This is a genomic window from Duganella sp. FT27W (assembly GCF_009295655.1).
Lineage (GTDB): Bacteria > Pseudomonadota > Gammaproteobacteria > Burkholderiales > Burkholderiaceae_D > Rugamonas > Rugamonas zoogloeoides.
Window position 1 is genome coordinate 343825 of sequence record NZ_WHIV01000006.1, and the last position, 21856, is coordinate 365680.

At 63.8% G+C, this 21856-nt stretch carries 17 protein-coding genes; 4 read left to right on the plus strand and 13 right to left on the minus strand.

The window, feature by feature from the left end; genetic code table 11:
• Window positions 1-54: 54 nt before the first annotated feature.
• Window positions 55-1092, minus strand: a complete 1038-nt coding sequence (queA, locus tag F8197_RS27185; RefSeq protein ID WP_152885068.1) for a tRNA preQ1(34) S-adenosylmethionine ribosyltransferase-isomerase QueA — start codon at window positions 1090-1092, stop codon at window positions 55-57.
• A gap of 134 nt (window positions 1093-1226) precedes the next feature.
• Here queA and recG point away from each other — a divergent pair, with 134 nt between their 5' ends.
• Complete coding sequence (gene recG / locus F8197_RS27190; RefSeq protein WP_056138308.1) at window positions 1227-3293, plus strand: ATP-dependent DNA helicase RecG; 2067 nt, start codon at window positions 1227-1229, stop codon at window positions 3291-3293.
• A gap of 266 nt (window positions 3294-3559) precedes the next feature.
• Here recG and F8197_RS27195 read toward each other — a convergent pair whose 3' ends face one another.
• From F8197_RS27195 to F8197_RS27235, 9 genes are all read right to left on the minus strand, one after another.
• On the minus strand, window positions 3560-4777 hold the full coding sequence (locus F8197_RS27195; RefSeq protein ID WP_152885069.1) for an MFS transporter: 1218 nt from the start codon (window positions 4775-4777) through the stop codon (window positions 3560-3562).
• 68 nt (window positions 4778-4845) lie between these two features.
• Window positions 4846-5841, minus strand: a complete 996-nt coding sequence (locus F8197_RS27200) for a Gfo/Idh/MocA family protein (RefSeq protein WP_152885071.1) — start codon at window positions 5839-5841, stop codon at window positions 4846-4848.
• A gap of 196 nt (window positions 5842-6037) precedes the next feature.
• Window positions 6038-6826 carry a DUF3025 domain-containing protein gene (locus F8197_RS27205; RefSeq protein WP_373996998.1) on the minus strand — a complete coding sequence of 263 codons (789 nt, stop codon included), beginning with the start codon at window positions 6824-6826 and terminating at the stop codon, window positions 6038-6040.
• Window positions 6827-6829: 3 nt separating this feature from the next.
• Complete coding sequence (gene pyrC, locus F8197_RS27210; RefSeq protein WP_152885073.1) at window positions 6830-7882, minus strand: dihydroorotase; 1053 nt, start codon at window positions 7880-7882, stop codon at window positions 6830-6832.
• A gap of 165 nt (window positions 7883-8047) precedes the next feature.
• Window positions 8048-9493 (minus strand): amidohydrolase family protein, encoded by a 1446-nt coding sequence (locus F8197_RS27215; RefSeq protein ID WP_152885075.1) that lies wholly within the window; start codon window positions 9491-9493, stop codon window positions 8048-8050.
• 43 nt (window positions 9494-9536) lie between these two features.
• Window positions 9537-10229, minus strand: a complete 693-nt coding sequence (locus F8197_RS27220; RefSeq protein WP_152885077.1) for an amino acid ABC transporter permease — start codon at window positions 10227-10229, stop codon at window positions 9537-9539.
• Window positions 10229-10960, minus strand: coding sequence for an amino acid ABC transporter permease (locus tag F8197_RS27225; protein ID WP_152885079.1), 732 nt, complete (start codon window positions 10958-10960; stop codon window positions 10229-10231). The genes F8197_RS27220 and F8197_RS27225 overlap by 1 nt, the downstream gene beginning before the upstream one ends.
• A 19-nt stretch (window positions 10961-10979) precedes the next feature.
• A complete protein-coding gene (locus F8197_RS27230; RefSeq protein ID WP_152885081.1) occupies window positions 10980-11900 on the minus strand; it encodes an amino acid ABC transporter substrate-binding protein in 921 nt (306 codons plus the stop codon).
• Window positions 11901-11946: 46 nt separating this feature from the next.
• A complete protein-coding gene (locus F8197_RS27235; RefSeq protein WP_152885082.1) occupies window positions 11947-12672 on the minus strand; it encodes an amino acid ABC transporter ATP-binding protein in 726 nt (241 codons plus the stop codon).
• Window positions 12673-12933: 261 nt separating this feature from the next.
• Between F8197_RS27235 and F8197_RS27240 the strand changes: the two genes are divergently transcribed.
• A complete protein-coding gene (locus F8197_RS27240) occupies window positions 12934-14190 on the plus strand; it encodes a dicarboxylate/amino acid:cation symporter (protein WP_152885084.1) in 1257 nt (418 codons plus the stop codon).
• 53 nt (window positions 14191-14243) lie between these two features.
• Here the strand turns inward: F8197_RS27240 and F8197_RS27245 are convergent, their stop codons facing one another.
• Window positions 14244-16073 (minus strand): ABC transporter ATP-binding protein/permease, encoded by a 1830-nt coding sequence (locus F8197_RS27245; RefSeq protein ID WP_152885086.1) that lies wholly within the window; start codon window positions 16071-16073, stop codon window positions 14244-14246.
• Window positions 16074-16156: 83 nt separating this feature from the next.
• On the opposite strand from F8197_RS27245, the gene F8197_RS27250 reads away from it, so the two are divergent.
• Both F8197_RS27250 and F8197_RS27255 read left to right on the plus strand, forming a co-directional pair.
• Window positions 16157-16612 carry an acyl-CoA thioesterase gene (locus tag F8197_RS27250; RefSeq protein WP_152885088.1) on the plus strand — a complete coding sequence of 152 codons (456 nt, stop codon included), beginning with the start codon at window positions 16157-16159 and terminating at the stop codon, window positions 16610-16612.
• Window positions 16613-16759: 147 nt separating this feature from the next.
• Entirely contained in the window at window positions 16760-18382 is a 1623-nt protein-coding gene (locus F8197_RS27255) for an alkaline phosphatase (protein ID WP_152885089.1), read from the plus strand.
• Between the two features lie 5 nt (window positions 18383-18387).
• On the opposite strand, the gene F8197_RS27260 is transcribed toward F8197_RS27255, so the two are convergent.
• Both F8197_RS27260 and F8197_RS27265 read right to left on the minus strand, forming a co-directional pair.
• Window positions 18388-20058 carry a long-chain-fatty-acid--CoA ligase gene (locus tag F8197_RS27260; RefSeq protein ID WP_152885091.1) on the minus strand — a complete coding sequence of 557 codons (1671 nt, stop codon included), beginning with the start codon at window positions 20056-20058 and terminating at the stop codon, window positions 18388-18390.
• 2 nt (window positions 20059-20060) lie between these two features.
• Window positions 20061-21764: a long-chain-fatty-acid--CoA ligase gene (locus F8197_RS27265; RefSeq protein ID WP_152885092.1), complete on the minus strand. Its 1704-nt coding sequence runs from the start codon at window positions 21762-21764 to the stop codon at window positions 20061-20063.
• Window positions 21765-21856: the final 92 nt, after the last annotated feature.

Below are 21856 nucleotides of genomic sequence, written 5' to 3' on the forward strand. Positions count from 1 at the left end.
AGGCTTCCATATCGGCGCAGTCCCGCGTGTGCCGTTAATTGTAGTACTTATGCGTCAGGTGCTCACCGGCGCACGTGCTTGCGTCGTCAGCAACATGGCGTCGCCATAGCTGAAGAAGCGGTATTCGTTGGCGATCGCATGCGCGTAGGCGGTGCGGATCTCTTCAAAACCTGCAAAGGCCGACACCAGCATCAGCAGGGTGGACTTGGGCAGGTGGAAATTGGTGATCAGGCGCGTGACGGTCTTGAACTGGTAGCCGGGCGTGATGAACAGCGCGGTGTCGGCGCTGCCTGCTTCCAGCTGGCCGCTTTGCGAGGCCGATTCCAGCGCGCGCAGGCTCGTCGTACCGACGGCCACCACGTCGCGGCCGGCTGCGCGGGTGGCGCGCACTGCGTCCACCGTCTCTTGCGGCATGGTGTACCACTCGGTGTGCATCTGGTGCTCGGACAGGACTTCATTGCGCACCGGCTGGAAGGTGCCGGCGCCCACGTGCAAGGTCACGAACGCGAAGTTCACGCCTTTCGCCTTTAATGTATCGAGCAGCGCCTGGTCGAAGTGCAGGCCGGCCGTGGGCGCAGCCACGGCGCCCGGCACCTTGTTGAACACCGTCTGGTAGCGGGTTTCGTCGAACGAATCGGCATCGTGCTCGATGTACGGCGGCAGCGGCAGGCGGCCATGCGCTTCGATCAGGTCGAACACGTCGGCATCGAAATGCAGCGTGAAAAATTCGCCGGCGCGCTCGCCCACGGTAACGTCGAAGGCGTCGGCCAGGCGCATCTTCGTGCCCGCCAACGGCGAGCGCGAAGCGCGCACCTGTGCCAGCACGGTGCGGTTGTCGAGCACACGCTCGACCAGCGCTTCGACCTTGCCGCCGCTTTCCTTGGTGCCGAAAAAGCGCGCCTTGAGCACGCGCGTGTCGTTCATCACCAAGAGGTCGCCGGCCTGCAAGAGGCCCACGATGTCGGCGAACTGGCGGTCGATGATCTGCGCGCCGTCCAGATGCAGCAGGCGCGAAGCGCTGCGGTCGGGCAGCGGAAATTGCGCGATGCGCTCCTGGGGCAAGTTAAAATCGAAATCGGAAAGCGAATACATGGCGAACTTGTGAAAACGGTTGAAGAATCGGGTGTGCTTCTACGGATGGCTAGCCTTACAATACCGGCGTTGCTGCTTCGGGTTTGTTACGGCCAACCCTCTATTTTACGCTAGTGTTTGAAAAATGCTCCAATATGCCCGTCGCCCCATCTAAACCCGTCAAGAAGACCGTCAGCCCGCAGGTGAAGCTGGCCAAGCTCGGCCTGCATACCGACATGGACCTGGTGCTGCACCTGCCCATGCGCTACGAGGACGAGACGCAAGTGATCACCATCGAGGAGGCGCGCCTGCATGGCGGCGACACGTCGCAGGTCGAGGGCGTGGTGGTCAAGAACGAGATCACCTTCAAGCCGCGCCGCCAGTTGCTGGTGCATATCTCGGATGGTACGGGAGAGCTGCAACTGCGGTTCATGAATTTTTACGGCAGCCAGGTCAAGCAGCTAGCCGAAGGCACGCGGGTGCGCGCGCGCGGAGAACTCAAGCACGGATTCTTCGGCGCCGAAATGGTCCACCCGGCCTACAAGATCGTCAACGAAGGCGCGCCGCTGCCCACGTCGCTCACACCCGTCTACCCTTCCGGCGAAGGCCTGTCGCAACCGATCCTGCGCCGGGCCATCGGCGACGCCATGAAGCGCGTGGACTGGACCGACACCCTGCCCGCCGACCTGCGCGCAGCGATGCAGCTGTCCGACTTCGAACCGGCCGTCAAACTGCTACACTATCCGCCGCAGCAGGTCGATGAACACGCGCTGGCCGACCGCTCGCACCCGGCGTGGACGCGCGTGAAATTCGACGAGCTGCTGGCGCAGCAGCTGTCCCTCAAACGCGCGCAGCACGCACGCCGCTCGAAAGGCGCGGCGGTGCTGAAGGTGGCCGGCCAGTTGTCGGCCCAGTTCCAGGCCGCGCTGCCGTTCCAGCTGACCGGCGCGCAGCAGCGCGTGCTGGCTGAAATCCGCGCCGACTTGCGCCAGCCCTACCCGATGCAGCGCCTGCTGCAAGGGGATGTGGGCAGCGGCAAGACGGTGGTGTCGGCGCTGGCCGCTGCCCAGGCCATCGACAGCGGCTTCCAGGCCGCGCTGATGGCGCCTACCGAAATCCTGGCCGAGCAGCACTTTCGCAAGATCGCTGCGTGGATGGAGCCGCTGGGCGTAAAGGTGGCGTGGCTGACAGGCAGCCTGAAGAAAAAGGACAAGCAGGCCGCCTACGACATGATCGAATCGGGCGAGGCGCGCCTGGTGGTCGGCACACATGCGCTGATCCAGGAGGCGGTGGTGTTTGCCAACCTGGGGCTGGTGATCGTCGATGAACAGCACCGCTTCGGCGTGGGCCAGCGCCTCACCTTGCGCAACAAGGGCAACGAGGGCGCCATCCCGCACCAGCTGATGATGTCGGCCACGCCGATCCCGCGCACGCTGGCCATGACGTATTACGCCGACCTCGAAGTGTCGGTGATCGACGAACTGCCGCCGGGCCGCACGCCGATCGTCACCCGCACCATCGACCAGAACCGCCGCGACGAAGTGATCGAACGCGTGCACGCGGCGGCGCTCGAAGGCCGCCAGGTTTACTGGGTGTGCCCGCTGATCGAGGAATCGGAAGCGCTGCAGCTGCAAACGGCCACCGACACCCACGCGCTACTGGCCGAAGCCCTGCCCGATCTCAACGTGGGCCTGGTGCACGGCCGTTTGAAGCCGGCGGAAAAGCAGGCCATCATGGACGCCTTTACGGCCAACGAGATGCAGGTGCTGGTGGCCACCACCGTGATCGAGGTGGGCGTGGACGTGCCCAATGCGTCGCTGATGGTGATCGAGCACGCCGAGCGTTTCGGCCTGTCGCAGCTGCACCAGCTGCGCGGGCGCGTGGGCCGGGGTTCGGCGGCCAGCGTGTGCCTGCTGCTGTATCAGAGCCCGCTGGGCGGCATCGCCAAGCAGCGGTTGATGACAATGCGCGAAACCACCGACGGCTTCGAGATCGCCCGCCGCGACCTGGAGATACGCGGGCCCGGCGAATTTTTGGGCGCACGCCAGTCGGGCCAGGCGATGCTGCGGTTCGCCGACCTGGAGACGGACGGCTGGCTGGTGGACCAGGCCCGCGACGTGGCGCATGATTTGCTGCACGCCGGCACGCCGGAAAAAACCGCGACCGTGGAAGCGCACCTGTCGCGGTGGCTGGGTGGACGGGAAGAGTTCCTGAAGGTTTAACCCGTATCGCGATCCTTTGCGCCGTCATCCTCGCGCAAGCGGGGATTCACAACCCCGTTGAGCTGTGTTAGCTTTCAACGCGTGGCGCGACGCAAGCGTTCCATGGATCCCCGCGTGCGCGAGGATGACGAATCGAAGACCTGGGGTGCTAGAAGCACATATAAACTCGGTTCGCCAAGTCCACCACGAACCCCGGCTGCAAATACGCCACGAACACCAGCGCCAGCACCGCCGCAATCACGCCGCGCCACAGCCAGATGTTCATGTCACGCCGCCGCCAAGCCGCCGCGCACCAGCGGGCGTTCGTTGATCGGCAGGTTGACCAGGCCGGCCACTACACCCAGCACGATCGAAATCCCCCACACCAAGTCGTAGCTGCCCAGCAGCGTGTACAGATAGCCGCCGAGCCAGACGCCGAGGAAGCTGCCCACCTGGTGCGAGAAGAACACCATCCCCGCCAGCATCGACATGTGCTTGACGCCGAAGATGCCAGCGATGATGCCGTTGGTGAGCGGCACCGTGGACAGCCACAGCACGCCCATGGCGGCGGCAAACAGGTACACGGTCATCGGCGACAAGGGCAGCAGCACGAACGCGGTAATCACCAGCGCGCGCGCAAAATAAATCCCGGACAGCAGGTAGCGCTTGGGCAGCCGGCCACCAAGCTTGCCCGCGTGGTAGGAGCCGACGATGTTGAACAGGCCGATCAGCGCCAGCGCCATCACCGCCACGCTCGGATCGATCACGCCCTTGTCCTTCAGGTACGCCGGCAGATGGACGCCGATGAACACCAGTTGAAAGCCGCACACGAAGTAGCCGGCCACCAGCAGCAGGAACGAGCGGTTGCGCGTGGCCTCGCCGAACGCTTCGCCGATGCTCTGGCGCGGACCGTCGTCGTGGACTGTGGCCGGCTCGCGCAGGAAGAACGCCATCGGCACCATCAGCGCCACGACCACCGCCGCCAGCACGAAAAATGCGTGCTGCCAGCCGACCGCCGAGATCAATTGCTGCTCGACCGGCATCAGCACGAACTGGCCGAACGAGCTGGCAGCGCCCGAAATGCCGAACGCCCACGAGCGCTTATCGACCGGCGCGGTGCGGCCGATGATGCCACTGACCGCACCGAACGCGGTGCACGCCAGCCCCAGGCCGATGAACACCCCCGAGCCGATCACGAATAAAGTGGGATCGGTGACCAGCGCCATCCACACCAGGCCCGCCATATACGACAGTGCGCCCACCAGCACGACGCGCATGGTGCCGAAGCGGTCGGCCGCCATGCCGGCAAACGGACCGAACACGCCCCATAGCAGGTTTTGCAAAGCCATCGCCAGCGAATAGGTCTCGCGGGTCCAGCCGTTGGCTTGCGAGATAGGCTGCATCCAGAAGCCGAAACCGTGGCGCACGCCCATGGCCAGCGTCAGCACGACGCCGGTGGCAAGCAGCACGGTTTTCAGGGAAGGCGCGCGGGTGGCGAGGAACATGGGGCATCCTGGTGGTCAAAACGACATCAGGCGATTGTAACGGCTATGCGCCGCCCGCGCTTGGGAGGTTATCGGTCGGCGGGGTAGCGCAGGCCGATCTGGTCACGGATGGCGTCGAGCGTGCCCATGAGGTTGAGCGTTTCAGCGTGCGGCATCACCGGGCTTTCGATCAGGCCGGCGCGCAGGCAGCGGCCTACTTCCTGCGCCTCGTGGGTGTAGCCGTTGCCGCTGCGCGGCACGTTGACGGTGCGCTCGGTGCGGCTGGCGCCATCGACCACGGTCACGCTGAACGCCTCGGTGTTGTGGAAGCGGTCGGCGAGACGCACGAAACCACGGGTGCCGGAGATGGTCAGTTCGGTGGGCGTGCGCGAGCGCAGGCTGCACACGCACGACGACAGGCCGCCGCCATCGTGCATCAGGGTGAACGCCGTCTGCATGTCCACGCCGGTATCCGTCATTTGCGCCTGCGCCTTGACGCTGGCGACGCCGCCCAGGAAGAACGAGGCGATCGACAGCGGATAAATGCCCAGGTCGAGCAGCGCGCCGCCACCCAGATCGGGATTGAACAGGCGGTGCTCGGGACCGGCGTCGGACGTGAAGCCGAAATCCGCGGTGATGTTGGCGGGGGTGCCGATCTCGCCGCTGTCGACGATGCGTTTGGCCTCGATCACGGCCGGCATGAAGCGGGTCCACATCGCTTCCATCACGAACAGGTTTTTGGCCCGGGCCAGGTCGATGATGTCTTCGGCCTGGCGGCGGTTCATGGTGAACGATTTCTCCACCAGCACGCCCTTACCCGCGTTCAGGCACATCAGCGCGTTCTCGTGGTGCATCGGGTGCGGCGTGGCGATGTACACCACGTCGACCTCAGGATCGTCGGCCAGCGCCTGGTAGCTGCCATGGAAGCGCTGTGCGCCATACTCGGCGCCGAATTTGGTAGCGCTATCTACACTGCGCGAAGCAACCGCAGCGAGATGTGCGCCGGGGGTGTCCTGCAAAGCGGTGGCGAAGGCCTTGGCGATTTTTCCGGTGCCCAGTATGCCCCAGCGGATGTCCTGCGTCATGGCGTGCTCTTTCTGCCGCGTCGGCGGCGATGGTGGTCGATATCGGAATGACATTGTACTGCGGAGCGCGCGTGCGGGGTCACGCTGGACGCTCGTCGCTGGCGAGCACCGACCGCCGCGCCTGGCGCTGACGGCGATGGCCGGTGCGCCAAATCGTCAGACCTGTCGCGATGGCGATGGCCGTTGCGCCGAAGCGTCAGGCCTGGCGCTTGGGCCGGAAGACCGCCTGGTCGGCGTAGAAAGCCTCGTCCTGGTCGGGCCACCAGCCCGGCACGCCCAGTGCCTGCATCGGCGTAAAGCCTGCGGTGGTGATGGTTTCCGCAGCGAGTTGCCGGGCCACGGTGGCATCGATCCAGGCACGGCGTGCGGCGTGGTCCAACGTAAAAAATTCATCGCCGGCCACCACCACGCGCGTGTGGGCGGTGATTGCCTTGCGCGGGGCTACCAGCTTTTCCATCAGCGCGTGGCCGAACAGCCAGACCTGGGCATCGGGACCGAAGCTGGCGCGCCGCTCGAGGAACGCTTCGCGCCAGCGGTGCTCGCGCAGCGCGGCCGTCAACGCCTGGCCGCCAGCACTATCGCGCACTACCAGCAGCGCCGCGTTCTCGTCAAAAATGGTGGCGCCGTCGCGCGCGGGACCGCGCGATTTGCCAACGCCGTCGCGGGCGATCTGCGCCGCCTGCAAGGCATTCAACTGCACCTTGATGTGCGGGAAGCTGAGCCACACCAGGCCATTGAAAAAATCGTGCAGGTTGTCGCGCGTGGGCACGCCGCCGGTGGCGCCGATGAACTCCTCGTACGCGGTGCCATCGGGCAGCGCCTCCTGCGGCACGAACGACAGCGGCAGGCCGGCGTGGTTGCGCAGGCCCAGTGTCGCCGCCTGCGCGGTGAAGCTGTCGCGGAAGTGGCGATCGGCTGCCAGGCGGACGGCTGCGTCGCGCACAGCATCGTACCAGGGCTGCGACCAGTCGATCACCGACAGCACTCTTTACACCATTTTCCAGTTGATGGTTTCGCCGGCATTGAGCGGCACCACTTGCTGGTCGGCCATCGGCAGCAGGTCGGGCAGCGTCCACTGCTCGCGCTTCAGCGTGATGGTGCCGGTGTTGCGCGGCAGGTCGTAGAAGTCCGGGCCGTTGAAGCTGGAGAAGGCTTCGAGCTTGTCGAGGGCGCCGGCGCGGGCGAAGGCTTCGGTGTAGAGCTCCATCGCGTGCAGCGCGGTGTAGCAACCGGCGCAGCCGCAAGCGGCTTCCTTGGCGCCCTGCGCGTGCGGCGCCGAATCGGTGCCGAGGAAGAAGCGTTCGTCGCCGCTGGTGGCGGCGGTGACCAGCGCCAGGCGGTGCTCTTCGCGCTTGAGCACCGGCAGGCAGTAGTAATGGGGCCGGATGCCGCCCTTGAAAATCTCGTTGCGGTTGTAGAGCAGGTGGTGGGCGGTGATGGTGGCCGCGATCGGACCTTCCGCCTCGGCCACGTACTGCGCCGCGTCCTTGGTGGTGATGTGTTCGAAGACGATTTTCAGTGCCGGGAAATCGCGGCGCAGCGGGCGCATCACGCGCTCGATGAAGACGGCTTCGCGGTCGAACAGGTCGATGTCCTGGTCGGTCACTTCGCCGTGCACCAGGAATGGCATGCCCACTTCCTGCATTTTTTCCAGCGTCTTGTAGCAGTTGGCGATATCGGTCACGCCGGCGTCGGAATTGGTGGTGGCGCCGGCCGGGTACAGTTTTACAGCGTGCACCACGCCGCTGTCGATGGCGCGCACGATTTCTTCCGGCGGCGTGTTGTTGGTGAGATAAAGCGTCATCAACGGATCGAATGCCATCCCCGCCGGCAGCGCGGCCAGGATGCGCTCGCGGTAGGCGACGGCAGCAGCGGCGGTGGTAACCGGCGGTTTCAGGTTCGGCATCACGATGGCGCGACCGAACTGGCGCGCGCTATGCGGCAGCACGCTGGCCAGCGTGGCGCCATCGCGCAGGTGCAGGTGCCAGTCGTCAGGGCGGGTGATGGTGATGCTGTCGGGGAGGGTTTCGAAGTCGGACATGGCGGGGCTTTCAGGCGGTTTTCGGGCTACCAGGATGGCTAAAACGGCGGAATGGCGATATTTTACCCCGACAACCCGAGCCTTCGGGGTCAGTGCAGACATTCGGACACGAGCTCGGCAATAAATAGCGCTGGGCCGTGTTCAAATGTCGGAACTGCCTCTGAATTAGTGCGCGGCGCCGACCTTGGCGTTGGCTTTTGCCTGAGCCAGCAACTGGTCAAGCATGGCGCGGTCGTAGATTTTGCCGCGGCTGACCACGGTGCGGATCTGGCGCGTGGCGGCGATGTCTTGCAGCGGGTTGGCGTCCAGCACCAGCAGGTCGGCGGTCTTGCCGGCTTCCAGGCTGCCGTAACGGTCCAGCTTACCCAGGAAGCGCGGGCCGGCGATGACTGCCGATTGCAGCGCCTGCACTGGCGTCAAACCGTATTTGACGTACAGGCCGATCTCGTCGTGCAACGCCTGGCCTGGATAATCGTAGGAGTTCAAAAAACCGGCGTCGGTGCCGGCGATGATGCTCACGCCTTCCTGCGCCAGGATCGGCAGCAGCGCGGCTGATTTTTCGAACGTGGCCTTGCGCAGCGCGATCTGTTCGGGGTTATCCTGGGCGGCGCGCTGCACGCGCCAGTCGTAGGTGGCGCGCAAGCCGGGGCCGATGTATTGCAACGCCTCGTCATGGCTGTGGTCTTCCATGTCGAGGTAGGCCACTACGCGCGACACCGACAATGTCGGCACCACCGCCGTCCCCTTCGATGCCATGTAGCGGAACGATGCACGCGCGGTTGGCTCGTCGTAGCTCGCCAGGCTCAGTTTCATCGCCTCCTTGCCGGTCAAGGCGCCGGCGGCCACTTGCGCAGTCAGCTCGGCCTCGCGCGGGGTGGCCGCGCGCAGCAGGTACGACTGATGCTCGACCGTGCCCAGGCCCGCATCGAACATTTGCGCCAGCGTCTTTTGCACCGGGATGTGGCCCGAGGTGCGCATGCCGCGCTCCTTGGCCTGGCGCAGCGCTTCGATATACAGCTCGGGCTTAAGCGTGTTCTCGGTGATCTTCACGAAATCTACCTTCTGCCCCTGCAGGCGGTCGAGCGCCTTGCTCACTTCTTCCGGCGTGCCCACTTCGATGGTGCCCTTCCACAGCGGCTTGTAGCCTTCGAGCTTGGCGCCCGACGTAAAGATGGTGGGACCTTCGAGCTTGCCATGGTTGATCTGGTCGCGCCACGACAGCACGGTGTCGGGCAGGTCGCCCGAGCAATCGCGCACGGTGGTGATGCCGTAGGCCAGGTACACCGGCAGCAGGTTCTTGTTCTCGTCGATCAGCGCCGGCCCGCCGCCGAAGTGCACGTGCGTGTCCCACAGGCCCGGCATCAGGTACTTGCCCGGCAAGCGCATGGTGCGGCGCGCAGCGTAGTTGGGCAGGTCGCGGTCAGCGACGACGGCGATAATGCGGTCCCCTTTGAGCACTACCGATTTGCCACGCACGGCCTGGCCGCCGGCAACGTCGATCAGGGTCGCTTGCGTGATCACCAGGTCGGCGGCGATCTTGTCGGCGGCATGGGCGCTGGCGAGCATCCCGAGGGCCAGCATGGCGCTGGCAAGTTTGGTCAAGGTAGGCATGGGAATTCCGGTCGTGGCTGCAAACCGGGCATGGTAGCAGAGCCTACCGCACGATGGCGACCCGATCTTGCAGCCGACGCGCCAGCCACGACAGTACGCAGCACAGCACAAAATACACCACGGCCACGAAGGTGTACATCTCCACCAGCCGGCCGTCGCGCTGGGCGATCTTGCTGGCGGCGCCCACGAAGTCCGGCACCGACAGCACATATACCAGCGAGACATCCTGGAACAGCACGATGGTTTGCGTGAGCAGCACCGGCAGCATGTTGCGCAGTGCTTGCGGCAGTATCACGCGGCCCATCACCTGCCAGTAGCGCAGGCCCAGCGCTTGCGCTGCCAGCACCTGGCCGCGCGGGATCGCCTGGATGCCACCGCGCATGATCTCGCAGTAATATGCCGCCTGGAACAGCGTGAAGGTGATCAAGGCCGACCAGAACGTACCGACCTTGACCGGCTCGTGCGCACCGATCAGCCAGGCCGCCACGTATGGCACCAAAAAATAAAACCAGAAGATCACCAGCACCAGCGGCACCGCGCGCACCAGGTTGACGTACGCGCCGGCCGCCAGCGCCAGCGGCGCAAAACCCGACAGACGCGCCAGCGCCAGCAGTGTGCCCAGCACGACGCCACCCAGCATGGCCAGCACCGTCAACTGCAAGGTGAATGCCATGCCCACCTGGAACAGGTACAGCAACGACCGGGCGATCACATCGACATCGAAATCGGCAAACATCAGCGGCCTCCCAGCGTGCCGGGTAGCGCCAGCCGGCGCTCGAGCCGGTGCATGGCAGCCGTCACCAGCAGATTGAGCAGCACGTAGATGACGGTGGCGGCGGCAAACGCTTCGAACACCTGGAACGAAAACTCCTGCAAGGCGCGCGCACTGGCGGTCAGCTCGATGAGGCCGATGGTAAGCGCCACCGAGCTGTTCTTGATGATGTTGAGGAATTCGCTGGTAAGCGGCGGCATGATGATGCGCAGCGCCAGCGGCAGCAGCACGTGGCGGTAGGTTTGCCGCAGATCGAGGCCCAGCGCCAGCGCGGCCAGGCGCTGGCCGCCGGCCAGGGCCTCGATGCCGGCCGTGACCTGCACCGCCACCCGCGCCGACGTGAAAAAGCCCAGGCACACGACCGCGGTGACGAACGGCGCATTGGGCATGGCCTTGACGCGCTCGCCCAACGTAACCGGCAACACCTCGGGCACGACGAAGTACCATAAAAACATCTGCACCAGCAGCGGGATGTTGCGAAACAGCTCCACGTACGCGGTGCCGAGCCGACGCCACAACGGCGACGGCAGCGTGCGCAGCGCGCCGATGGCAAAGCCAAGCGCCAGCGCCATCACCCAGCCGGCCAGCGCCGTGGCAAGGGTCCAGCCCAGGCCGTCCGCCAGGGTTTGCCAGTAGGGGCGCACGCCGTCCGGCGAGAGTTCGCCGAAGATGGCCCAGTGCCATTGGTAGTCCATGGCGGCGCCAGGGGAATGATTACTTGACCGCGTAGGCGGCCGGGTCAGGCGAATCGGTCGGCTTGGCGATGGCCGCTTTCAGTTGCGCCGACATCGGGAAGTTGAGGTTGATGCCGCGCGGCGGGATCGCGCTGGTAAACCACTTGGCGTAAATTTTCGGGAATTCGTCGGACCGATACAAGTCGGTCAGCGCGCTATCGACCACGGCCTTAAACTTGGGATCGCCCCTTCTGAGCATGATGCCGTACGGTTCGACCGACAGCGCCTCGGTGCCGATCACGTACTGGTCCGGGTTGCGCGCGGTGGCCACCTGGCCGGCCAGCAGGATGTCGTCGTTGGCCTCGGCCACGGCGCGGCTGGTTTCGAGCATCAGGAACGATTCGGGGTGGTCCTTGCCGACCAGGATCTTCATGCCCAGCTTGCGCTCGGCGTTGAGCATGGTCATCTGCTTGTGGGTGGTGGTGCCAGCGGTGGCCACCAGGGTTTTCCCCTTCATGTCGGCCAGCGAGCCGATGTTGGACGACTTTTTGGTGAGCAGCCGGTTGGCGATCACGAACATGGTGGGCGCGAACGCCACCTGCTTTTGCCGCTCGGCGTTATTGGTGGTGGAGCCGCACTCGAGGTCGATGGTGCCGTTGGCCATGAGCGGAATGCGGTTGGCGGCGGTGACCGGGTTGGTGACGACTTTCAGGCCGCTCATATTCAGGTGTTTCTGCACGGCCGCCACGATCTTCATGCACAGGTCGATCGAATAACCCTGGTAGCGCTGGCGGTCGTCGAGGAAGGAAAACGGAATCGAGCCGTCGCGCACGCCCAGCGTGATGGTGTTGGTGCGCTTGATCTTGGCCAGCGTGCCGCCCGGGTCCTGGGCGCTGGCAGTGGCAGAGACCGCCAAGGCGGCTGAGGTGGTGACAATGGCGGCGATGCGAACATAAGACATGATTCCTCCCTGAGGTGAAAACAATGCCGGCGGCGCTGCCGCCCTTCTAGTGAATAATACGCGCTAAAAATTCGCGGGCGCGCTCGGAACGCGGCGCGCCAAAAAACTCGTCTTTGCCGCAATCCTCAAGGATCTTGCCCTGGTCCATGAACACCACGCGGTTGGCCACCTTGCGCGCAAAGCCCATCTCGTGGGTCACCACCATCATGGTCATGCCTTCCTGCGCCAGCCCCACCATCACGTCCAGCACCTCGTTGATCATTTCGGGATCGAGCGCCGAGGTCGGTTCATCGAACAGCATGGCGATCGGGTCCATCGACAAGGCGCGGGCAATTGCCACGCGCTGCTGCTGGCCGCCCGACAGCTGGTTGGGAAACTTGTCCTGCTGCGACAACAGCCCTACCCGGTCCAGGTACAGCAAGCCGCGCGCACTAGCTTCTTCCTCGCTGCGGCCCAGGACCTTGACCTGGCCGAGGTTCAGATTTTGCCGCACCGACAGGTGCGGGAACAATTCGAAATTCTGGAACACCATGCCGATCCGCGCGCGCAGCCTCGGCAGGTCGGTGCGCGGGTCGCCCACCGCAATGCCATCAACCGTGATGTTGCCTCGCTGAAATGGCTCGAGGCCGTTGACGGTCTTGATCAGCGTCGATTTACCCGATCCGGACGGGCCGCAGATCACCATGACATCGCCCTTGGCGACGTTGGTGGTGCAATCGGTGAGGACCTGGAACTGGCCATACCATTTGCTGAGATTGCTGATCGCTATCATATTTTTGTCGCCCCGGGAGCGCGGAAAGAATCGATGTGGAACGGTGTCCACGCAAGCTTGACAGTGACCTTGGCCCCAAGGATACTGCGTCACTTGCTCAATACATTGCTCAATGTTTCATCAACTCACAAGGTTGAACTTGACGGGATCATACCTCCGCACCTGGAGGAAATGACTTTATTTTGAACCAGATTGCGCTGGCGCAGAACCTCTCTGCGGCAAGCAACGTCCAAAGAGACACTATCACAGGGAAGCTAGAACATGCAGAAAAAAAGCCGATTGACCACCTACATCCTGCTTGCCCTGGTGCTAGGCATTATTACCGGCTATTTCGTCAACGCCAACGTGGCTACGCCCACCGGTTTTGTTGATTCGATGTCCTTGTTGACCACCGTGTTCCTGCGCTTGATCAAGATGATCATCGCCCCGCTGGTATTCGCCACCCTGGTGGTCGGCATCGCCCGCATGGGTGATGCAAGCGAAGTGGGCCGTATCGGCCTGAAAACCATGGGCTGGTTCTTCCTGGCTTCGGTCATGTCGCTGAGCCTGGGCCTGGTGCTGGTCAACATCTTCCGCCCTGGTGATGCGCTGCTGGGCCATATGTCCACCGCCGCTTCCAACACCGGCATCGTGGCGTCGTCCCTGTCGCTGAAAGACTTCGTCACCCACCTGGTGCCGGCGTCCATCGTCGATGGCATGGCCAAAAACGAGATCCTGCAGATCGTCGTGTTCTCGCTGTTCTTCGGTATCGCCGCTGCCGCCATCGGCGAAAAAGCCCGCATCCTGATCGACGCGCTCGACGGCCTGGCCCACATCATGCTCAAGGTCACCGGTTACGTGATGGCGTTTGCGCCGATCGCGGTGTTTGCCGCTGTTGCCGGCACCATCGCCAAGAGCGGCCTCGGTGTGCTGTCCACGTACGGCGTGTTCATGGCCGAGTTCTACCTGGGCATCATGATCCTGTGGGGCTTGCTGATGTTTGCCGGCTTCCTGTTCCTGAAAAAACGCGTATTTGCCTTGATGGGCGAGCTGCGCGGCCCGGCGCTGCTGGCCTTCTCCACCGCGTCGAGCGAAGCGGCGTATCCAAAGACGCTGGAAGGCCTCGAGCGTTTCGGCGTGCGCAACCGCATCGCCTCGTTCGTGCTGCCGATCGGCTACTCGTTCAACCTCGACGGCTCGATGATGTACTGCACCTTCGCCACCGTGTTCATCGCCCAGGCCTACGGCATCGAGATGACCCTGGCCGAGCAGATCACCATGATGGCCGTGCTGATGGTAACCTCGAAAGGGATCGCCGGTGTACCGCGCGCGTCGCTGGTGGTGATTGCCGCCACCCTGAGCCAGTTCAATATCCCGGAAGCGGGCCTGTTGCTGCTGCTCGGTATCGACCACTTCCTGGACATGGCGCGGTCGGCCACCAACGTGGTCGGTAACGGTGTGGCCGCTGCGGTGGTCGCCAAGTGGGAGGGAGAATTGGCCCATCCCGGCGACGAAGAGATGATCAAGGATGCTGCCTGATTGATGGCACCCTGAAGTAACAAAGCCCGTTCAGGCAACTGAACGGGCTTTTTTCATTGTGCTGCGACGTCTTCCTCCTGCCTGGCCTGCTGGCGCTGCCACATCTGCGCGTACAGGCCATCGGCAGCCAGCAGCGCCTGGTGGGTGCCACGCTCGACGATGCGGCCGTGGTCGAGCACCAGGATCTGCTGCGCATCGGCCACCGTGGACAGGCGGTGTGCGATGACCAGCGTGGTGCGGCTCTTGGCGATTTCCTTCAACTGCGCCTGGATCGCCTGCTCGGCTTTCGAATCGAGCGCCGACGTGGCCTCGTCAAAAATCAGGATGGCCGGATTCTTGAGCAGGGTACGGGCGATTGCCACGCGCTGCTTTTCGCCGCCCGACAGTTTCAGTCCGCGCTCGCCCACCATGGTGGCATAGCCGTCCGGCAGGCTCTCCACGAAGTCGTGGATCGACGCCGCGCGCGCGGCCGCCACGATGTCTTCGCGCGTGGCGCCCGGCTTGCCGTAGGCGATGTTGTACTCGATGGTGTCGTTGAACAGCACCGTATCCTGCGGCACGATGCCGATCGCGTGGCGCACCGAATCCTGCGTCAGCGACCGCAGATCCTGGCCGTCGATCGAGATGCTGCCCGTATTGACTTCATAGAAGCGGAACAGCAGGCGCGACAAGGTGGACTTGCCCGAGCCGCTATGGCCCACCACTGCCGTGGTGGTACCGGGGGCGATCGTGAAATCGACATCGAACAGGATCTGGCGCTTGGCTTCGTAGCTGAAATCGACATGGTTGAAGCGCACCTCAGCCCCCTTGGTCGCCAGCGGCTGCGCGTCCTTGGCATCGGCGATTTCGCGGTTCTGGTCCAGCAGCGAAAACAGCTTTTCCATATCGGCCAGGCTTTGCTTGATCTCGCGGTAGATCACGCCGAGGAAGTTGAGCGGGATGTACAGCTGGATCATGAACGAGTTCACCAGTACCAGGTCGCCCAGGGTCATGGTGCCGGCAATTACGCCCTCGGTGGCGCGCCACAGGATCAGCGTAACGGCCACCGCGATGATCAGCGACTGCCCGGTGTTCAGGACCGACAGCGAGGTTTGCGACTTGACCGCTGCCGACTCGTAATGCTGCAAGCCGTCGTCGTAGCGTTTCGCTTCGTAGTCCTCGTTGCCAAAATACTTGACGGTCTCGTAGTTGATCAGCGAGTCGATCGCACGGGTATTGGCCTTGGAATCGAGGTCGTTCATGGTGCGGCGGAAGTGCGTGCGCCAGTTGGTCACCGTCACGGTAAACACGATGTACGACACCAGCGCAACAAACGTTATCACACTGAACCAGATATCGTAATGCAGCACCAGGTAGCCCAGCACCAGCGTGATCTCCACCAGCGTGGGCAGGATGTTGAACAGCGTGTACGAGATCAGCGAACCGACCGCGCGCGTGCCGCGCTCGATATCGCGCGTCATGCCGCCGGTCTGGCGATTCAGGTGAAAACGCAGGGACAGCGCGTGCAGGTGGCGGAACACTTGCAGCGCGATGGTGCGCACGGCGCGCTGCGTCACCCGCGCAAACAGGAATTCGCGCAGCTCGGTAAATACCGTGGTTGATAGCCGCAGCAAGCCATACACCACCAGCGCCGCCACCGGCAGTACCAAGAGCGCCTGTGGATGCTGCGGCGTGATGGTGAGCGAGTCGATCAGGCGCTTCATCACAATCGGCACGCCCACGTTGGCAAGCTTGGCGCCCACCAGGCAGCCCAGCGCCAGCAGCACGCGCCACTTGTACACCCACAGGTAGGGCAGCAGGGTTTTCAGGGTGGCGAGGTCGGTGCGGGAACGGGGGGCTGGCTGGACGCTGGCGTCGGCTGGCGAATTCGGATAACGGCGCATAGGGGCAAGATTGGGCGGGGTGGGCAGCGGGGGGCTTTTTATGGTTCAATCTTGGTCATTGTAGCCCTTGCCGAGATTTCACGATGATCACCCCAGAAAAAACCCCGCTTGCCATCACCACCATCAACCGGGGCCTGCCCGCTGGGAAAATGCCGGAACTGCGCATGATGCCCTCCCCGTCCGACGCCAATGTCTATGGCGACGTGTTCGGCGGCTGGATCATGGCGCAGGTCGATATCGCCGGTTCACTGCCGGCCACGCGCCGCGCCAATGGCCGCGTAGCGACCATCGCCGTCAATTCCTTCGTGTTCAAGAACCCCGTGTTCGTCGGCGACCTGCTGTCGTTCTATGCCGATATCGTCAAGGTTGGCAATACGTCCATCACCGTCAACGTCGAGGTGTACGCGGAGCGCAACCGCCTGCAAGCGGACACTGTCAAGGTCACCGAGGCCGTGCTGACCTACGTGGCGACCGACTCCGACCGCAAGCCGCGCAAGGTGCCGCCGATCGAGACGCTGATCCACACGCTGCCCGCATGACTGACGCAGGCCGGATGCCCGCCTGGCGCGCTGCCATGGGTAGGAGCCGGATGACCTGCCTGGATTACCGCCATAGTGGCCGCTGGATGGCCCGCCTGGGTAGCAATTCAATAACTTGCCCTGGCACCGTCGTGGAGTCTCAGCACCATGGATAACCAGCGCCGTATCTTCTTAGCCACCGCCGGCCATCTGGCCGGACTGGCGACGCTGGCTGCGTGCCATGACAGCCGCAGTGGCAATGCAAACAGCACCGCAGGCGTGCGCCCGGTCATTCCCGCCGGCGCCGGCCAGGGCGCCTATCCGTTCAGCCTGGGCGTGGCCTCCGGCTCCCCCCTGCCCGACGCGGTGGTCATCTGGACCCGCATTCTCTACGATCCGTTGAATGCCGCGGCCATGCCGGCGCTTGCCATCCCCGTGCGCTGGGAAATGGCCGACGACGAGCATTTCGGGCGCATCGTGGCGAAGGGCAGCGCCACCGCCACGCCGGCCCTCGCGCACAGCGTGCACGTCGACGTGAAGGGTTTGTCGCCGGGCCGCTGGTATTTCTACCGCTTTATCCTTGGTGACGCGGTCAGCCCCGTGGGCCGCACCCGCACCGCGCCGGCAGCGGCCAGCATGCCCGAGCGCCTGAAGCTGGCCGTGGCCTCGTGCCAGCACTGGGAATTCGGCACCTACGCCGCCCACCGCCACATCGCCGCCGCTGCGCCCGACCTGGTGGCCTTCCTCGGCGATTACATCTACGAGTGGGGACCGTACCAGCTCCAGCACCCCAAGCGCGCGGTGCGCGTCTCGGAATCGTTCACCCTGGCCGACTACCGCAACCGCTACGCCCAGTACAAGAGCGACGCCCATCTGCAGGCCGCGCACCACGTGGCGCCGTGGATCGTCACCTGGGACGACCACGAAGTGGCCAACGACTACGCGGCCGACCGCGACGAGCGGCTCAACCCCGAATTCATCCTGCGCCGCGCGGCGGCCTACCAGGCGTTCTACGAACACATGCCGCTGCGCCTGTCGGTGCCCAAGCCCGGTGACTTCGCCAACATGCGCATCTACCAGCGCTACGACTGGGGGCGGCTGGCGCGCTTCCACGTGCTTGACGACCGCCAGTACCGCGCCTGGCACGCGTGCCCGCCCAAGGGGCGCGGCGGTTCCACCTCGGTGATCCGGCGCGACTGCGCCGTGCTCAGTGACCCGCAGCGCACCATGCTGGGCGACGTCCAGCAGCGCTGGCTCGATGATGGCCTGGCGTCGTCGCCAGCGCGCTGGAACATCCTGGCGCAGCAGACGCTGATGGCGCAGAACAGCCAGCTGCCGTTCAAGCAGGATGCGGACGTGCGGATCTGGACCGATGGCTGGGACGGTTACCCGCTGGCGCGCCAGCGCCTGCTCGAGTCGCTGCGCACCAGCGGCGCCAGCAACCCGGTGGTGCTGTCGGGCGACGTGCACAGTTTTTTTGCGGCCGAGATCAGCCGCTATCCCACCCGGGCCGCGACCAGGAACAACCAGGTGCTGGCCAGCGAATTTTGCGGCACGTCGATCACGTCGCCGTCACGGCCGCAAAAGCGCACCGAGGAATACGTGGCGATCAATCCGGGGATCAAGTATGGCAAGAGCGACCAGCGCGGCTTCATGCTGCTGGACGTCACGCCGGAAACAACCACGGCGCACTTCCAGGCGCTGGCCGACGTGCAGGATGCGGGGAGCGCAATCGCGACGGCGGCCAGCTTTGTAGTGCGCAATGGCCGCGCCGGGGTGGTGAAGGTGTAGTTTGGCTAAGCCGCCGGCTTTTCATCGCGCAGCTGGCGCCGCAAGATCTTGCCCACGTTGGTCTTCGGCAGCTCATCGCGGAACTCGATGAACTTCGGTTTTTTATAGGCCGTGAGCTCGTGCTTGCAGAAGTCCAGCAACTGCTCGGCCGTCAGGTTCGGATCCTTGCGCACCACGAACAGTTTGACCGCCTCGCCCGAATTCTTGTCCGGCACGCCGATGCACGCCACTTCCAGCACGCCCGGGTGGCCGGCCACCACGCCCTCTACTTCGTTCGGGTACACATTGAAACCCGAGACGATGATCATGTCTTTCTTGCGGTCGACGATGCGGGTGTAACCACGCTCGTCCATGATGCCGATGTCGCCGGTCTTGAAGAAGCCGTCCGCAGTCATGGTCTTGGCGGTTTCGTCGGCGCGGTTCCAGTAGCCAGCCATTACCTGCGGGCCTCGGATGGCGATCTCGCCGGTCTGGCCCAGCGGTACTGCGCGGCCGTCGTCGTCGATGATCAGCACTTCGGTTGACGGAATCGGCAGGCCGATGGTGCCGGTGAATTCCTTGATATCGACGCGGTTGGCGGTGGCCACCGGCGACGTTTCGGACAAGCCGTAGCCTTCGATAATCGGCGTGCCGGTTACCTTGAGCCACTTGTCGGCCACGGCCTTCTGCACCGCCATGCCGCCGCCGTTGCACACCGAGTAGCTGGAGAAATCGAGCTTGGAAAACTCCGGGTTGTTGAGCAGCGCGTTGTACAGGGTGTTCACCGCTGGCAGCACTGCCACGCGGTACTTGGCCAGTTCCTTCACGAAGCCAGGGATATCGCGCGGATTAGGAATCAGCAAAGTGAGCCCGCCCATGCGCATGCCCATGAAGGCGCTCACCGTCAGCGAATAGATGTGGTACAGCGGCAGCGCCGCCACGAACACCAGTTGCTCGTTACTGTGTTTGAATTGCAGCCACGCCTCGTTTTGCAGCACATTGGCGATGATGTTACGGTGCAGCAGCACCGCGCCTTTCGACACGCCCGTGGTGCCGCCCGTGTATTGCAGGAAGGCGATGTCGTCGTGGCCCTGCTTGACCGGTTTCAAGGTCATGCCGGCGGCAGCCGCCATCATTTTCTTGTACGAGATTGAGCCGGGCAGCGAGAACGCGGGCACCAGTTTTTTCACCTTGCGCACCACCAGGTTGACGATCGTGCCCTTTACCAAACCCAGCATGTCGCCCATGGTGGCCACCACCACGTGCTTGACCTTGGTGTTGGCGACCACCTGCTGCAAGGTGGTGGCAAAATTTTCCAGCACGATGATGGCTTCGGAACCGGAATCGATCAGCTGGTGCTGCAACTCGCGCGGCGTGTACAGCGGGTTGACGTTGACCACCGTGTAGCCGGCGCGCAGGATGGCCGCCATCGCCACCGGGTACTGCAACACGTTCGGCATCATGATCGCCACCCGCGCGCCCGGCGACAGGCCCAGGCTTTGCAGCCAGGCGCCCATCTGCTGCGACAGCTGGTCCAGCTCGCGGTAGGTGAGGAACTTGTCCATGCACACATAGGCATTGCGGTCGGCGTACTTGCGGAATGCCTCTTCCAGCAAGTGCGTGATCGAGCGGAATTGCGTGCTGTCGATTTCCGCCGGGACGCCCTCGGGGTAGGACTTGAGCCAGATTTTTTCCATCGTTATGCAGCCTTTTCGTTCGGTTTTTTCTGTTGTTGGGTATCTTCGTCCCGCAGCATACGCCGCAAGATCTTGCCCACATTAGTTTTAGGCAATTCGTCCCGGAATTCGATATATTTCGGCTTCTTGTAGCCGGTCAGGTTTTGCTTGCAGTACGCCATCAGGGTCTCGGCGGTGAGGTTCGGGTCCTTGCGCACCACGAACATTTTGACGGCTTCACCCGAATGCTCGTCCGGCACGCCCACGCAGGCGCACTCGAGCACGCCAGGGTGGGCGGCAACCACTTCTTCGAGTTCGTTCGGATACACGTTGAAGCCGGACACCAGGATCATGTCTTTCTTGCGGTCGACAATTTTCACGTAGCCGCCTTCGTTCATGATGCCGATGTCGCCCGATTTGAAGTAGCCGTCGGCGGTCATCACCTTGGCGGTCTCGTCCGGACGGTTCCAGTAGCCGGCCATCACTTGCGGGCCACGGATGGCGATTTCGCCACGCTGGCCCAGCGGCACTTCGTGGCCATCATCGTCGAGGATGGCGATGTCGGTCGATGGAATCGGCAGGCCGATGGTGCCGCTGAACGCCACAGCATCGCCGCGGTTGCAGGTAGCGACCGGTGCGGTTTCGGACAGGCCGTAACCCTCGATGATCGGTGAGCCGGTAGCCTTGAACCAGCGCTCGGCCACCACCTGCTGCACCGCCATGCCGCCGCCAAAGCTGAGCTTGAGGCTGGAGAAATCGAGGTGGCCGAAATCGGGATGGTTGAGCAAGCCGTTGAACAAGGTATTCACCGCCGGCAGCATATTGAAGCGGTACTTGCCCAGCTCCTTGATGAAACCGCCGATATCGCGCGGGTTCGGAATCAGGAGGTTGAGCATGCCGCTGCGCATGCCCCACATGGCGCACACGGTCAGAGCGAAGATATGGTACAGCGGCAGCGCCGCCACCATCACCGGCTGGGCATCGACCATGCCCACGGCCGGTTCCGCCCATGTCTCCATCTGCAGCATGTTGGCGATAATGTTCTGGTGCGTGAGCACGGCGCCCTTGGCCACGCCGGTGGTGCCGCCCGTGTATTGCAGGAAGGCGGGATCGGCAGGCTTGATATCGACCGGTGTGAGTTTCATGCCGGCGCCGTGCGACAGCGCAGCCTTGAAGCGCACCGCGTTGGGCAGCGAGTACGCCGGCACCAGGTGCTTGACGTTACGCACCACGAAGTTGACCAGCAGCCCCTTGGCAAAGCCCAGCATCTCGCCCATGGTGGCCACCACGACGTGCTTGACCTGGGTGCGCGGCAGCACCTGCTCGAGCGTGTGGGCGAAGTTTTCGAGGATCACAATGGCGCTGCAGCCGGCGTCGTTGAGCTGGTGCTCGAGCTCGCGCGGCGTGTACAGCGGGTTGATGTTGACCACGGTATAGCCGGCGCGCAGGATGGCGGCAATCGCGATCGGGTATTGCAGCACGTTGGGCATCATGATGCCCACGCGCGCGCCCTGCTTCATGCCCCGGCTTTGCAGCCAGGCGCCCAGGCGCTTCGAATAATTATCGAGCTCGGCATAGGTGAGGTACTTGTCCATGCAGACATAGGCATTGCGGTCTGCGTACTTGCGGAAGGACTCTTCCAGCATCTGCACCAGGGAACCGTACTGTGCAGTATCTATCTCTGCCGGCATGCCGGGGGGATAGGACTTCAACCAGATTTTTTCCATGCCTGTGCCTCTTGTCTCGTTATCGTTGTGGGCCGGCGCATGGTGCCGGGTCAGGGGTGGCGTGTCGTCTGTGCGCACTGTCCGAGCCTGCT

Bases quoted from the DNA above. Each gene is read 5' to 3' on its own strand.
- queA (WP_152885068.1), bottom strand. From the start codon at position 1,092: ATGTATTCGCTTTCCGATTTCGATTTTAACTTGCCCCAGGAGCGCATC.
- recG (WP_056138308.1), top strand. From the start codon at position 1,227: ATGCCCGTCGCCCCATCTAAACCCGTCAAGAAGACCGTCAGCCCGCAG.
- F8197_RS27195 (WP_152885069.1), bottom strand. From the start codon at position 4,777: ATGTTCCTCGCCACCCGCGCGCCTTCCCTGAAAACCGTGCTGCTTGCC.
- F8197_RS27200 (WP_152885071.1), bottom strand. From the start codon at position 5,841: ATGACGCAGGACATCCGCTGGGGCATACTGGGCACCGGAAAAATCGCC.
- pyrC (WP_152885073.1), bottom strand. From the start codon at position 7,882: ATGTCCGACTTCGAAACCCTCCCCGACAGCATCACCATCACCCGCCCT.
- F8197_RS27215 (WP_152885075.1), bottom strand. From the start codon at position 9,493: ATGCCTACCTTGACCAAACTTGCCAGCGCCATGCTGGCCCTCGGGATG.
- F8197_RS27220 (WP_152885077.1), bottom strand. From the start codon at position 10,229: ATGTTTGCCGATTTCGATGTCGATGTGATCGCCCGGTCGTTGCTGTAC.
- F8197_RS27225 (WP_152885079.1), bottom strand. From the start codon at position 10,960: ATGGACTACCAATGGCACTGGGCCATCTTCGGCGAACTCTCGCCGGAC.
- F8197_RS27230 (WP_152885081.1), bottom strand. From the start codon at position 11,900: ATGTCTTATGTTCGCATCGCCGCCATTGTCACCACCTCAGCCGCCTTG.
- F8197_RS27235 (WP_152885082.1), bottom strand. From the start codon at position 12,672: ATGATAGCGATCAGCAATCTCAGCAAATGGTATGGCCAGTTCCAGGTC.
- F8197_RS27240 (WP_152885084.1), top strand. From the start codon at position 12,934: ATGCAGAAAAAAAGCCGATTGACCACCTACATCCTGCTTGCCCTGGTG.
- F8197_RS27245 (WP_152885086.1), bottom strand. From the start codon at position 16,073: ATGCGCCGTTATCCGAATTCGCCAGCCGACGCCAGCGTCCAGCCAGCC.
- F8197_RS27250 (WP_152885088.1), top strand. From the start codon at position 16,157: ATGATCACCCCAGAAAAAACCCCGCTTGCCATCACCACCATCAACCGG.
- F8197_RS27255 (WP_152885089.1), top strand. From the start codon at position 16,760: ATGGATAACCAGCGCCGTATCTTCTTAGCCACCGCCGGCCATCTGGCC.
- F8197_RS27260 (WP_152885091.1), bottom strand. From the start codon at position 20,058: ATGGAAAAAATCTGGCTCAAGTCCTACCCCGAGGGCGTCCCGGCGGAA.
- F8197_RS27265 (WP_152885092.1), bottom strand. From the start codon at position 21,764: ATGGAAAAAATCTGGTTGAAGTCCTATCCCCCCGGCATGCCGGCAGAG.